This window comes from Nocardia sp. alder85J, from assembly GCF_020176955.2.
Taxonomy (GTDB): Bacteria; Actinomycetota; Actinomycetes; order Mycobacteriales; family Mycobacteriaceae; genus Nocardia.
On the sequence record NZ_JAIUCZ020000002.1, the window covers coordinates 783,277 to 796,797 of the forward strand.

Below are 13,521 nucleotides of genomic sequence, written 5' to 3' on the forward strand. Positions count from 1 at the left end.
TCCGGCGCTCAGTCCTCGACGAGACCGATGCTGCGGGCCAGGTCGACCAGGGTGGCGTTGAACAACGCGTCCGGATCGCCCAGGGGCATCGGGTAGTTGCCGAACACCTCGAGGGTGACGTGCCCGTACAGCCGGGCCCAGAACTGGATCATCAGATAGGTGACGCCGAGATCCAGCTTCTCCGCCGGGAAGTCCGGGCCGTCCTCGCCGAGCACCGCGAGCAGTTCGGACTGGAACTTCACCAGATCCTCGCGCAGGCCCTGGGGGATCGCCTCGGGGGCGGGGGTGACGATGTCGTAGGTGGCGAGCAGCCGGCCGGCCGCACCGAGGAAGACCCGGCCGAACGGCTCGTCGAATTGCCGCATTGCGCTGGGGTTGTCGCCGGTCGGGGAGGCGAACACCAGGGTGAACTCGCGGGCATGCCGCAGGGCCCACTGCCGGAAACCCTTGCAGATGGCGAACAGCTGCACCACGCCGTCGTCGGGCAGCGCGTCGAGTTCGGCCGCCAGTTCGGTGGCCAGGTCGGCGCAGATATCGCTGCGCAGCGTGCCGACCAGCTCGTCGCGGGAGGCGTAGTACCGGTACAGCGCCGGGGCGGTGATGCCGAGCGTGCGCGCGATCGCGCGCAGGGTCACCGCCTCCGGCCCCTGTTCCACCAGCAGCGCGCGCGCCACCCGCCGGATGTCCGCATCACTGACCGCGGGCATCCGGCCGCGGCGCGAGGGTGTCGTCATGCCCTACTCATGGGTACGCATCTCATTCATACGCCACCTGCCAGCTCTTGATTCCGTTCAACCATCCCGAGCGTAGCCGGACCGGATCGGACAGCTGCCGCAGGTTCGGCATCACATCGGCGATCGCGTTGAAGATGAGGTCCAGTTGCAGCCGCGCCAGGTTGGCGCCGACGCAGTAGTGCGTGCCGGTGCCACCGAATCCCACGTGCGGGTTCGGGTTTCGCAGCACGTCGAACCGGAACGGCTGGTCGAAACGCTCCTCGTCGAAGTTGGCGGAGCCGTAGAACAGCCCGACCCGCTGCCCCTTGCGGATGGCCTGGCCGCCGATCTCGGTGTCGGACAACGCGGTTCGCTGGAACACGATGACCGGGGTGGCCCAGCGCACGATCTCGTCGGGCGCGGTGGCCGGCCGCTGCCGCTTGTACAGCTCCCACTGCTCCGGGAAGTCCAGGAACGCCTTCATCCCGTGCGTGGTGGCGTTGCGGGTGGTCTCGTTGCCGGCCACGGCCAGCAGGATGACGAACCAGGCGAACTCCTCGGAGCCCAGCGCCTCGCCGTCGATGTCGGCGGTGACGAGTTGGCTGACGATGTCGTCGGCCGGATTCCGGCGGCGCTCCTCGGCGAGATTCCAGGCGTAGCCCATGACCTCGGCGGTGGCCATCACGTGGTTGCCGCCGACACTCGGATCGTCGTAGCTCATCATCTGGTTGGACCACTCGAACAGCTTGCCGCGGTCGGCCTGTGGCACGCCGAGCAGTTCGGCGATGGCCTGCAGGGGCAGTTCGCAGGCGACCTGCTGGACGAAGTCGCCGCCGCCGGAACGCTTGGCCTCGTGCACGATACGCTCGGCGCGCTCCTGCAACGCCGCGCGCAGGCCCTGCACCGCGCGCGGGGTGAAGCCGCGGGAGATGATGCGGCGCAACTTGTCGTGCGCGGGCGGGTCGGTGTTGACCAGCATGTGCCGCTGGATGTCGATCTCCTCGCGGCTGATCTCACCGGAGAACCGGATCACCGCCGTATTGACGTTGGTGGAGAACACCTCCGCGTTCTTGGAGATCTCCTTGATGTCGTCGAGCCTGCTGACCACCCAGTAGCCGCCGTCGTCGAAACCGGAGACACCGTCGGGCTGATCCACCCACCACACCGGGGCGGTGCGCCGCAGTTCGGCCCACTCCGCGACGGGCAGCCGGCCGGCGAGCAGATCGGGATCGGTGAAGTCGAAATCGTGCGAGATGGACGGTGTGGACACGGCGTCTCCTGCCTGGCCGGCGGCGCAGCGGGGCCCTCCCGGAGTGCGCGGACAATCGCCCGCGAACCGTCACTTCACCGCGATGTGGAACACGTTCGGGCTAGTGAACCACACCGGCAAGTATTTGTGAACAGGTATTAATAAATATCGTTAACTTTCTTGGCCGGCCACCGGACGCGGCGCCGTGACCGCCAGTGCGGCAAGCAGATCCGACCAGCTCCCGGCCGCCCGGTCGTCGGCCGACACCACCGTGACCGGTGCGGGCCAGGCGATGCCCAGCTGCGGATCGTCGTAGGCCACGGCCAGCCCCTCGCGCGGATCGTGCGGGCGGTCGGTGCGGAAGCACACGTCCGCCACGTCGGAGACCGCCTGGAAGCCGTGCAGGAAGCCCGGTGGTATGTACAGATGCCGGAAGTCGTTGTCGTCCAGCAGGAATGCCTCGTGAGCGCCGAAGGTGGGCGAGTCCGGGCGGATGTCGACCAGGACGTCGTACACGCAGCCCCGCGCGCACCGCACCAGTTTCGCCTCGCTGCGCCGGGACCGGCCGTGCAACCCCCGGACCACGCCCTGCACCGATCGGGATTGGAAATCCTGGACGAACCCGGCCGCCACTCCCGGTACCCCCAGGTGCGCGTCGAGTTCGTCGGCGTCGAACGTGCGGGTGAACACCCCGCGTTCGTCGCGAAACGGCTGCGGCGTCAGCACCAGCACATCGGCCAGCTCCGCCTGCTCGATCACCACCAGCACATGGTGCCACGACCGACCGCCGGTGACCATGGGCCGCAACCTTTTCCGCTGGTGGTTGCCGGGAATGTGCGCCACGGTCGCCGGTCGGCGGCCCGCACCGGCTATCGTCGGGCCGTGAATCGAGCGATCCCGGACCTCCGCCTGCCCGCCGTCGTAGCCGTGAGTGTGCTGGTGACCGTCGCGGTACCGCTCGCCGTCCCGGCCGACGGCGGCCCGGCCGGTGTCGATCGCGTCCTGGAGGGCGGTCTGCACCGCGCCTGCGAGCGGCATCCCGACCTGTTCCGGGCGCTGGTGATCCCGAGCAACGGCTACGTGCTGATCCCGCTGCTGGTGCTCGGCGTGCTCTGGTACGCCCGCCGCGGCGACCGGTTCGCCGCCGGATTCCTGCTGCTGGCACCGGAACTGGCGGTGGCGATCAACACCTGGGCACTGAAGCCGTTGTGGCACCGGCACCTTCACCACTACCTGGCCTACCCCAGCGGCCACACCGTGCAATTCGTGGCCATCGCAACGGGTTTCGTGCTGGTCGCGCCCGGCCGCCGGGCCCGGATCGCGGTGACGGTGGTGGCCGTGGTGGTGCTGGCGCCGGTGGCGGCGGGGATGGTGGGTCTCGGATACCACCATCCCACCGACATTCTCGGCGGCGCCGCGGCCGGCGTCGCGCTGGTGACCGCGATGTACCTCGGCGCGGACCGATGGCCGGCGCGGCGCCGGCGGTGACCCGGCTCAGGTCACCGCGTGCAGCACCACGGCCAGGACGAACCAGATCACCCACGCCACGGCCACCAGCATGCCCAGCGCCAGCATCACCCGCATCAGCGTCTGGCCCAGGTCGACGCCCTCGGACCGCCGCGGGTACAACTCCCAGGGGGAGTACCAGGGCATCGTGAACGGCAGCGCGCCGGCGGCCTCGGCCGCGGACATCGACTGCTCCTCGTCGTACAGTTCCGCCTGCGCCTGCTGCGGGCCACCGCGCCACAGCGTGGTGTCGACCGGCCCGACGAAACCCTCGACGACGAGGTCCTGCGGCGCCGGCAGGAAGGGCAGGATGCCGAGACCGCGGAACGACAGCGCCACATCGTTGGCGGTCCACTCGGCGCGGCCCAGCGAGGCCTGCGCCTCCAGATAGTCGCGCAGCCGGTTCGGATCGTCGCCGAGCAGCACCTGGAGACTGTTGTCGTTCCACAACTGCCGGATCCGCAGATGGCTGCCGTTGGGCGGGACGACCAGCACCACGCCGAACACCACCCGCTGGCCGAGACCGCGCTCGGCCAGCCAGCTCTGCAGGGCGAAGGTGTGCTCGCGCGACACCTCGGTGGGGCCGCGCCGGTCCTCACCCTCCAGCGTGACCACCTGGCCGCCGACCCGCCACGGGCCGTGCGGCGGCACCTCGAGCTCGCCGGAGATCCGCTCCACCAACGTCTCCGCCTCGATCACCACACAGGTGGTCGGCGTCCACACCACGGCGTCGAACTGATGCAGCCGATCCTGGTAGAAGAGACTGCAATTCACGATGGCGACGCCGTGCGGGTCGTCCGGCTCCTTCCACTGCCGCAGCCACTCGATCAGCACCCGCTCGGCCTGGGTGCCGGCGGCATTCTGCACGCGTACGAGCATTCGCGACCCGCCTTCCTGGAGACATTCGTCATCCGAAAGCATAAGTGCCCGCGCGGGTTCGCCACACGATCCGGCCGAATCGGCGCGCCTCACCCGCGGCGGGGCGGGCGTGGCGCGCCGCGGGAGTTCAGCGCAGCGGGGTGATCGGCAGCCGCAGCGCGCCCGGCGCGAAGTCCGGCACGGCCGGTTCCGCCGGGGCGACGGGCGGGATCCGGCGGTACCGGGCGCCCAGTGCGGGACGCCGATCCGGCTCACCCTTGTTGGGCCAGAACGCCATTGCGCGTTCGGCCTGCGCGGTGATGGTCAGCGACGGGTTCACGCCCAGGTTGGCGGTGACCGCGGAGCCGTCGGCGATGTGCAGGCCGGGATGGCCGAACACCCGCTGATACGGATCGACCACGCCGGTGTCCGGGGTCTCGCCGATCACACAGCCGCCGATGTAGTGCGCGGTCGCGGGAATGTTGAACACGTCGGTGACCAGGCCCTGCGCATCGCCGTCGACCTTCTCCGCGAACCGCCGCGCGATATCGTGCGCGGCCGGGATCCAGGTCGGATTCGGTTGTCCCGTACCCTGTTTCGTGCGCAGCCCGCCCCAGCGGCGGAACGAGGTGAGCGAGTTGTCCAGCGACTGCATCACCAGCAGGATCACCGACTTCTCCGAGGCGTGCCGCGCGTTGAGGCTGCGCAGGTACACCCGCGGGTGGGTGAACATCGCCAGCAGGAACCGCAGGAACCGGAACGCGCCGCCGTCGACCATCGGCGTCGACAGCGGGAACAGCGCGTTCTGCCCCTTGCCGTAGTGGCAGACCTCGATGTGGGTGTCGGGCTCGGGGTGGATCGAGGAGGTGATGGCGATGCCGTCGGCGAAATCGCGCCGGGTGCGGCTGAACACGTTGAGGATGGCCTCGGAATTGCTCCGGGTGAGCTCGCCCAGCCGCGGCGACAGCCGGGGCAGCACCTTCTCGTCGCGCATCTTGTGCAGCAGCTTCTGGGTGCCCAGCGCGGCCGCCGCGAACACCACCTGCTCGGCGGTGAACGTCCTGCGCTGCTTGCGAACCCAGCGATCCGAGCGCTGCGTCTCGATGGCGTAGCCGCCGCCGACCATCGGCCGCACCCGGGTGGCGGTGGTCAGCTGGAACACCTTGGCGCCGCCGGCCTCGGCCAGATACAGGTAGTTGGTCGGGGTGGTGTTCTTGGCGTTGTGCGGGCAGCCGGTGAAGCAGCGCGCGCAGTGGATGCAGCCGCTGCGCCGCGGTCCGGCGCCGCCGAAGTAGGGGTCGTCGACCTCGACGCCGCGATTGCCCTCGTTGAAGAAGACACCGACATTGGTGGTGTGGAACGTGTTCAGCACGCCCAGGTCCTCGGCGATGTCGCGGATCACCTCGTCGGCGGGGGTCATCCGGGGGTTCGGGGCGACGCCGAGCATGCGTTTGGCCTGGTCGTAATAGGGGGCGAGCTCGGACTGCCAGTCGGTGATGTGCGCCCACTGCGGGTCGCGGTAGAAGTTCGGCAGCGGCTCGTAGAGCGTGTTCCCGTAGATCAGCGAGCCGCCGCCCACCCCCGCGGCCGAGAAGACCGCGCACTTGCCCAGCACGCTGATCCGCTGCGGTCCGGTCAGGCCCAGCCGCGGCGCCCATAGGGACTTGCGGACGTTCCAGTTGGTGTTCGGGATGTCCTCGGCCTCCCACCGGCGGCCGGATTCCAGGACGGCCACGCGGTAGCCCTTCTCGGTGAGTCGCAGGGCGCTCACGCTCCCGCCGAATCCGGAGCCGATCACCACGACGTCGTAGTCGAAGTAGGGCATTGTCGTCCTCTCACCCCTGCCTGAAATGAATCTTGCGTCATTGTGTCAGCATCCTCGGGTGCCGCCGCCGGATGGTCCCGCACCCCCGCCGCGGCGTGGGGAAATGGCGGCCACCGCAGGTTTAGGGTATGCAACTGGCTGTGACGAGTGAACCCCCGGACGCGGCGGTCGAGCAGGCCGGCGCCGACCGGATCCTCACCGTGCCGAACGCGTTGAGCGTGCTGCGACTGATCGGCGTTCCGGTGCTGCTCTGGTTGCTGCTGGTGCGGCATGCCGACGGCTGGGCGTTCGCCCTGCTGATCGTCAGCGGCTTCACCGATTTCCTGGACGGGAAGCTGGCACGGCTGCTCGACCAGTCGTCGCGGCTGGGTGCGTTGCTGGACCCGTTCGTGGACCGGTTGTACCTGGTGGCGACGGTGCTCGGGCTGCTGCTGCGCGACATCCTGCCCTGGCCGGTGGTGGTCGTGCTGATCGGCCGGGATCTGGTGCTGACCGCGACCCTGCCGATCTACCGGCGCCGCGGGCTGGCCCCGCCGGAGGTGATCTACCTCGGCAAGGCGGCCACCTTCGCGCTGATGTCCGCGCTGCCGTGGCTGCTGGCCGGGGACATGGACTGGCCGCTGCGCGGTGTCGGGCACGCCTTCGGCTGGGCGCTGCTGTGGTGGGGTGCGGTGGTGTACGTGTGGACCGGATTGCTCTATCTCGGCAAGGCAGTGGCGGTGGCGCGCACCGTGCCGAGCGGTGAACAGGCCCACCACATCTGATCGGCGACGACTGCCCGGCCGACGGGGGTGTGCGGGGGCGAGGTTGTCGCAGCGAGCCGATACAGTGTGCACGACGCCGTCGACAGCATGCCCCGAAAGGACATCACCTGTGACCGACCTTCCCGAGGATCTGCGGTACACCGAGGAGCACGAGTGGGTCGCGCGCATCGGTCCGATACGGGTTCGCGTGGGTATCACCGATTACGCACAGTCACAGCTCGGTGACGTCGTCTTCGTGCAGCTGCCGGCGGTCGACACGAACGTCACCGCGGGAGAGAGCATCGCCGAGGTCGAATCCACCAAGAGCGTTTCCGACATCTACGCCCCGCTGAACGGGAAAGTCGTTGCGGTGAACGAACTTCTGGATGCGGAACCGGAGACGGTCAACACCGAACCGTACAGTGACGGCTGGATGTTCGAGCTGGAGTTCGCGGACGCTTCCACACTGGACGATGCGCTCTCGAAGTTGCTCGATGCCGCAGGTTATCAAGTAGTTATTGGGGGCTGAAGCCGCCTTCACAGTTCTACCTGCACGGGTACGCCGTGGCAGGGTACGGTCAATGCCAACAGATGTGCCGGCGGCCGTGCCGGAATCTTCATGGGCGCGACAGCCGGTCGCGTTGGGTGACGGCTTCGGGATGCTTGTACGGATAACGGTTCGAGGAGGAGAGCAAGGGTGAGCGAGAACAAAGACCCGGGTTACGGGGAGAGCGCGGCCGAGACGACATCGGTATTCCGTGCTGACTTCCTCAACGAGGTCGACGCGTCGCGCTCCGGTGAGCAGACCGGCGAGCAGCCGGTCCAAGGGGTGGAGGGCCTGCCTGCGGGTGCCGCCCTGCTGGTGGTCAAGCGCGGGCCGAATGCGGGCTCGCGATTCCTGTTGGATCAGCCCACCACGTCGGCTGGGCGCCACCCCGACAGTGACATCTTCCTCGACGATGTCACCGTCAGCCGTCGTCATGCCGAATTCCGCCAGGACGACGATACTTTCCAGGTGGTGGACGTGGGCAGTCTGAACGGTACCTATGTGAATCGGGAACCGGTCGATTCCTCCGAATTGCAGAACGGCGACGAAGTGCAGATCGGTAAGTTCCGTCTCGTGTTCCTGACCGGTCCGCGTGCCGCCGCGAGCGATTCGGCGGCGGGCGCTCTGTAACGGGCCGGCCCAGATGACTGGCGCAGCGGCGCAATGGACGCGCGGAGGCATGTCGATCGGCTCCGTGTTGGACTTGCTGCGTCCGGACTTTCCGGACATCACGATTTCGAAGATCCGCTTCCTCGAATCCGAGGGGCTGATCAGCCCGGAGCGCACGCCCTCGGGTTATCGCAGATTTTCCGTGACCGACGTCGAACGGCTCCGGTTCGTGTTGACGGCGCAACGGGATCAATATCTGCCGTTGAAGGTGATCAAGGAACAACTCGAAGCGATCGACAGTGGCGCCGCGACGGTCGGGGTGCGCGAAGCGCGCGCCCGGGCCACCGGCGCCGGCGCGAGCGGTCCGGGGCGTGCGCCCGGCGCCGCGGACGCGCAGGTCACGCCCCTGGCTCCGCGCCGGCTGGGCGTGGTACCCGGTGAGGTCTCACCGGAGGAACTGCGCTTCGACCACGAGATCCGGGTCACCAGAGGCGATCTGCTCGCCCGGGCCGGGATCGACGAGAAATTTCTCACCGAACTCGTGCGCGCGGGATTGATCACCGCGGGCCCGGCGGGCTACTTCGACACCGAGGCCGTGACGCTGGCCCGGACCGCCCGCGCGATGAGCGAATTCGGTTTGGAGGCAAGGCATCTGCGCGCCTTCAAGCTGGCGGCGGATCGGGAGGCGGCCATGGTCGCCCAGATCGCCGCACCCATTGCCAAGAGCCGCGACGCCGGGGCCCGCGCCCGCGCCGAGGAGACGGCACGCGAGTTGGCGGCGCTGTCGCTGACGCTGCACACGAGCCTGGTGAAGACGTCGGTGCGGGCCGCCCTCGGCGGCTGAAATCTTCGCCTAGACTCGGTGATACGGCCGGCACTGCTCGGCGGTCGGCGGAGTCATTGGGAGGCGAGACAGCATGAGTGAGATGCGTGTTATCGGCATTCGGGTCGAGCAGCCCCAGAATCAGCCCGTGCTGTTGCTCCGTGAGGTTGCCGGTGATCGCTATCTGCCGATCTGGATCGGCCAGGCGGAGGCGACGGCGATCGTCCTCGAGCAGGAGGGCGTCACGCCCATCCGTCCGCTCACCCACGATCTGATCAAGATCCTGATCAAGGACCTGGGGCATACGCTCAAGGAGGTCCGGATCGTGGATCTGCGCGAGGGTACCTTCTATGCGGACCTGGTGTTCGAGAACGGCCTGCGGATCTCGGCGCGGCCCTCGGATTCGGTAGCCATCGCGTTGCGGGTCGGTTGCCCGATCCATGCCGAGGAGCCGGTGCTGGAGGAGGCCGGTCTGGTGATGCCGGACGAGAAGGAGGACGAGGTGGAGAAGTTCAAGGAGTTCCTCGAGTCCGTCTCGCCCGACGACTTCAAGGCCACCGACAGCTGAGCCGTCCGGACCTGAGCGGAGGCGCGGGACCGGTTCTCGGACAAAGTCGAACCCTCAAGTTGAGGTCGAAAAACTCGCCGTGTGCGGAGTTTGGCCGCCGCCTGTGCTGCGCGGACAATCGAGGGAGTAGCCTCGATGGTTAGGCCGCGACGGCCGGGCCGCTGAATCGACGTTGGTGGCCGAGCCGCCAATCGCCGTTGTTTGTTCTACGGTATGCAGTGAGGGAGTGGCCAGTGGGAGACCAACCGCAGCAGACGACTGCATCCGAGGCGCGGCCCGCAGCAGTGTCTGAGACGCGTTCCGCCGGGGTATCCGAGTCGCGTTCCACCGCGATCCAGCCGGGTCTGTTCCCGGACGACACCGTGCCCGACGAACTGGTCGGTTACCGGGTGCCCAGCGCCTGCCAGGTGGCCGGGATCACCTACCGGCAACTCGACTACTGGGCCCGCACCGGGCTGGTGGTCCCCTCGATCCGCGGCGCTTCCGGCTCGGGTAGCCAGCGGCTCTACTCCTTCAAGGACATCCTGGTCCTGAAGATCGTGAAGCGGTTGCTGGACGCGGGCATCTCGTTGCAGAACATCCGCATCGCCGTCGATCATCTGCGCAGCCGGGGTGTGCAGGATCTGGCCGGTATCACCCTGTTCTCCGACGGCACCAGCGTGTACGAATGCGCCTCGCCGGAAGAGGTCGTCGATTTACTACAGGGTGGCCAGGGTGTGTTCGGCATCGCGGTCAACGGCGCCATGCGGGAGCTCACCGGCGCCATCGCCGCGTTCCCGGGCGAACGTGCCGAGGAACACACCGCCAGCGAGCGTCCCGAGGACGAGCTGGCCTTCCGTCGCAAGGCACGATTGAGTCGCAAGACCGGGTAGGACCGGCGCGAGAGTCGGAAACATGATCGACACGCGCGGATGTCTACACTGAGGGTGCGTCGCCGCCGTGCGGGAGAGCCCCGGTAGTTTCCGGGCGCCGAAGGAGCAGCACCTCCCCGTCAATCTCTCAGGCACAAGGGACCGTACGGAGTATCGGCGCCTCTGGAAAGTGATGGCCGCACACAATGCGGGCCATCCGCCCATGGGGAAAGGGATGTCCGCCGCACCCGCGGGTGCGGCGGTCCCGAATCTCTCAGGCGCCGCGACAGAGGGGGAGGGCCGAACCGCCGTCGCCCTGCACAGGGTGACCCGCCCGTCCCTCTGCGCAGGAGCTGCCGTGACCCGACTCTTCGCCGACCGCCACATCGGACCCGACGCCGACGCTCTCACGCGGATTCTCGGAACCATCGGCGTCGCCTCACTGGACGACCTGGCCGCGCGGGCCGTGCCCGCCGGCATCCTCGACGCCGTCGGCGAGGACGGGCTGGCGGTGCTGCCGCCCGCCGCCTCCGAGCACGAGGTGCTCACCGAACTGGCCGCGCTGGCGCACTCCAACACCGTGGCCGCCTCGATGATCGGCCTCGGCTACTACGACACCCTCACCCCGCCGGTGCTGGTCCGCAATCTGCTCGAGAATCCGGCCTGGTACACCGCGTACACGCCGTATCAGCCGGAGATCAGTCAGGGCCGGCTGGAGGCCCTGCTCAATTTCCAGACCATGGTGTGCGACCTGACCGGGATGGCGGTCGCCAACGCGTCCATGCTGGACGAGGCCACCGCGGCCGCGGAGGCGATGACGCTGTTGCAGCGCGCCAACCGCGGCAACCGCTCGCACCGGCTGCTGATCGACACCGATCTGTTCCCGCAGACCCGGACCGTGCTGGCCACCCGGGCCGAGCCGCTGGGCATCGAACTGGTCGAGGCCGACCTGAGCGGGGGTGAACTGCCCGCCGGGGACTTCTTCGGGGTGCTGGCGCAGACCCCGGGCGCCTCCGGCCGCGTGGTCGACCGGACCGCCCTGATCGCCGCCGCGCACGAGCGCGGCGCGCTGGTGGCCGTCGGCGCGGATCTGCTGGCCATGACGCTGATAGTCCCGCCCGGGGAACAGGGCGCCGACGTCTGTTACGGCACCACCCAGCGCTTCGGTGTGCCGCTGGGCTTCGGCGGTCCGCACGCGGGTTATCTCGCGGTACGCACCGCACACGCCCGGCAGCTGCCCGGCCGGTTGGTCGGCGTCTCCGTCGACGCCGACGGCGATCTCGCCTATCGGCTGGCGTTGCAGACCCGGGAGCAGCACATCCGCCGCGAGAAGGCGACCAGCAACATCTGCACCGCCCAGGTACTGCTGGCGGTCGTGGCCGCCATGTACGCGAGCTACCACGGCGCCGACGGGCTGCGCGAGATCGCCCGGCGGGTGCACGGGCACGCGCAGTGGCTGGCCGCCGGACTCGGTGACGCGGTGGTGCACGAGACCTTCTTCGACACCGTGCTGGTGCGGGTGCCCGGCGAGGCGGAGTCCGTGGTCGCGAAGGCGAAGGGCCAGGGTATCAACCTGCGGCTGATCGACGCCGACCACGTCGCGATCGCCTGTGACGAGGCGACCACCGACGTACACGTGGTCACGGTGCTGGACTGCTTCGGCGCCGAGATCCCGGTGGGGCCGGAAGGCGCGGTGGCGCACGGGCATCCCGGTCGGCCGGGCAGCCATCGCCGCCCGCACGTGGAGAACAGGACCTCGGAGTTCCTGACCCACCCCGCCTTCACCCGCTATCACACCGAGACCGCGATGCTGCGCTACCTGCGGCAGCTCTCGGACAAGGACATCGCGCTCGACCGCAGCATGATCCCGCTCGGCTCGTGCACCATGAAGCTGAACGCGACCGCCGAGATGGAGCCGATCACCTGGCCCGGCTTCTCCCGCCTCCACCCGTACGCGCCGGTCGAGGACGTGCCCGGCCTGCTGCGCCTGATCGCCGATCTGGAGGGCTGGCTGGCCGCGATCACCGGATACGACCGGGTCAGCCTCCAGCCCAACGCCGGCAGCCAGGGCGAGTACGCGGGGCTGCTGGCCATCCGGCGCTATCACCTGGACCGCGGCGACGCCCACCGCGACACCTGCCTGATCCCGTCCAGCGCGCACGGCACCAACGCGGCCTCGGCGGCCATGGCCGGGCTGCGGGTGGAGGTCGTGAAGTGCCGTGACAACGGCGATGTCGACCTCGACGACCTGCGCGCCAAGATCGCCGACCACGCGGACCGGCTGGCCTGCATCATGATCACCTACCCGTCCACGCACGGGGTGTACGAGCACGAGATCGCGGACCTGTGCGCACTGGTGCACGAGGCCGGTGGTCAGGTGTACGTCGACGGCGCCAACCTGAACGCGCTGGTCGGCCTCGCCCGGCCGGGCCGGTTCGGCGGTGACGTGTCACATCTGAACCTGCACAAGACCTTCTGCATCCCGCACGGCGGCGGCGGGCCCGGGGTCGGGCCGGTCGCGGTGCGCGAGCACCTCGCGAAGTACCTGCCGGGTGATCCGCTGGAGGCGGGTTCGCACGCGGTGTCGGCCGCCGCGTACGGTTCCGCCTCGATTCTGCCGATCACCTGGGCCTACATCCGGATGATGGGCCCGGACGGCTTGCGCCGCGCCACCACGACCGCCATCGCGTCCGCGAATTACCTTGCGCGACGGCTGGATCCGCACTTCCCGGTGCTGTACACCGGTGAGCAGGGGATGGTCGCGCACGAGTGCATCCTGGATCTGCGCGAGATCACCAAGCGCACCGGCGTGACCGTCGACGATGTGGCGAAACGCTTGGCGGACTACGGTTTCCACGCTCCCACCATGAGTTTCCCGGTGGCGGGCACGCTGATGGTGGAGCCCACCGAGAGCGAGAACCTGGACGAGCTGGACGCTTTCGCCGACGCCATGATCGCGATCAAGGCGGAGATCGACCAGGTGGCCGCCGGGGTCTGGCCGGTCGGCGACAGTCCGCTGCGCGGCGCCCCGCACACCGCGCAGTGCCTGGTCGGGGAATGGAACCACCCCTACTCCCGCGAGGTCGCGGTGTATCCGCGCGGCCTGCACAGTGCCCGGGCCAAGGTGTGGCCGCCGGTGCGCCGCATCGACGGCGCCTACGGCGACCGCAACCTGGTGTGCAGTTGCCCGCCGCTGGAGGCGTACGCCGACTGAGCCCGCCGTTGGCGT

At 68.9% G+C, this 13,521-nt stretch carries 13 protein-coding genes and 1 riboswitch; of the genes, 8 read left to right on the forward strand and 5 right to left on the reverse strand.

The window, feature by feature from the left end:
- Positions 1–8: 8 nt before the first annotated feature.
- From LBW94_RS09750 to rfbC, 3 genes are all read right to left on the reverse strand, one after another.
- Complete coding sequence (locus LBW94_RS09750; protein WP_225053299.1) at positions 9–734, reverse strand: TetR/AcrR family transcriptional regulator; 726 nt, start codon at positions 732–734, stop codon at positions 9–11.
- 22 nt (positions 735–756) lie between these two features.
- Positions 757–1,983 (reverse strand): cytochrome P450, encoded by a 1,227-nt coding sequence (locus LBW94_RS09755; protein WP_225053300.1) that lies wholly within the window; start codon positions 1,981–1,983, stop codon positions 757–759.
- Positions 1,984–2,133: 150 nt separating this feature from the next.
- The gene (gene rfbC / locus LBW94_RS09760) at positions 2,134–2,760 is read right to left on the reverse strand and encodes a dTDP-4-dehydrorhamnose 3,5-epimerase (protein WP_255633567.1); all 627 of its coding nucleotides are present in this window, start codon (positions 2,758–2,760) and stop codon (positions 2,134–2,136) included.
- A gap of 84 nt (positions 2,761–2,844) precedes the next feature.
- Here rfbC and LBW94_RS09765 point away from each other — a divergent pair, with 84 nt between their 5' ends.
- Positions 2,845–3,450 carry a phosphatase PAP2 family protein gene (locus LBW94_RS09765; RefSeq protein ID WP_225053301.1) on the forward strand — a complete coding sequence of 202 codons (606 nt, stop codon included), beginning with the start codon at positions 2,845–2,847 and terminating at the stop codon, positions 3,448–3,450.
- A gap of 6 nt (positions 3,451–3,456) precedes the next feature.
- On the opposite strand, the gene LBW94_RS09770 is transcribed toward LBW94_RS09765, so the two are convergent.
- Both LBW94_RS09770 and LBW94_RS09775 read right to left on the reverse strand, forming a co-directional pair.
- Positions 3,457–4,347 (reverse strand): nuclease-related domain-containing protein, encoded by an 891-nt coding sequence (locus tag LBW94_RS09770; protein WP_225053302.1) that lies wholly within the window; start codon positions 4,345–4,347, stop codon positions 3,457–3,459.
- Between the two features lie 127 nt (positions 4,348–4,474).
- The gene (locus tag LBW94_RS09775) at positions 4,475–6,151 is read right to left on the reverse strand and encodes a GMC oxidoreductase (RefSeq protein ID WP_225053303.1); all 1,677 of its coding nucleotides are present in this window, start codon (positions 6,149–6,151) and stop codon (positions 4,475–4,477) included.
- A gap of 128 nt (positions 6,152–6,279) precedes the next feature.
- Here LBW94_RS09775 and LBW94_RS09780 point away from each other — a divergent pair, with 128 nt between their 5' ends.
- The 7 genes from LBW94_RS09780 to gcvP all read left to right on the forward strand — a co-directional run bounded on the left by LBW94_RS09780 (position 6,280) and on the right by gcvP (position 13,506).
- Positions 6,280–6,915 carry a CDP-alcohol phosphatidyltransferase family protein gene (locus LBW94_RS09780; RefSeq protein WP_225053304.1) on the forward strand — a complete coding sequence of 212 codons (636 nt, stop codon included), beginning with the start codon at positions 6,280–6,282 and terminating at the stop codon, positions 6,913–6,915.
- Positions 6,916–7,024: 109 nt separating this feature from the next.
- Positions 7,025–7,423, forward strand: coding sequence for a glycine cleavage system protein GcvH (gene gcvH, locus LBW94_RS09785; RefSeq protein WP_225053305.1), 399 nt, complete (start codon positions 7,025–7,027; stop codon positions 7,421–7,423).
- Positions 7,424–7,591: 168 nt separating this feature from the next.
- The gene (locus LBW94_RS09790) at positions 7,592–8,071 is read left to right on the forward strand and encodes an FHA domain-containing protein (protein ID WP_019925733.1); all 480 of its coding nucleotides are present in this window, start codon (positions 7,592–7,594) and stop codon (positions 8,069–8,071) included.
- 13 nt (positions 8,072–8,084) lie between these two features.
- On the forward strand, positions 8,085–8,894 hold the full coding sequence (locus LBW94_RS09795) for a MerR family transcriptional regulator (protein WP_225053306.1): 810 nt from the start codon (positions 8,085–8,087) through the stop codon (positions 8,892–8,894).
- A 73-nt stretch (positions 8,895–8,967) separates the two neighbouring features.
- Entirely contained in the window at positions 8,968–9,441 is a 474-nt protein-coding gene (locus LBW94_RS09800) for a bifunctional nuclease family protein (protein ID WP_225053307.1), read from the forward strand.
- 284 nt (positions 9,442–9,725) lie between these two features.
- Positions 9,726–10,313, forward strand: coding sequence for a MerR family transcriptional regulator (locus LBW94_RS09805; protein WP_323137816.1), 588 nt, complete (start codon positions 9,726–9,728; stop codon positions 10,311–10,313).
- 60 nt (positions 10,314–10,373) lie between these two features.
- Positions 10,374–10,467: riboswitch (glycine riboswitch) on the forward strand.
- 183 nt (positions 10,468–10,650) lie between these two features.
- Positions 10,651–13,506, forward strand: a complete 2,856-nt coding sequence (gcvP, locus tag LBW94_RS09810; protein WP_225053308.1) for an aminomethyl-transferring glycine dehydrogenase — start codon at positions 10,651–10,653, stop codon at positions 13,504–13,506.
- Positions 13,507–13,521 lie beyond the last annotated feature (15 nt).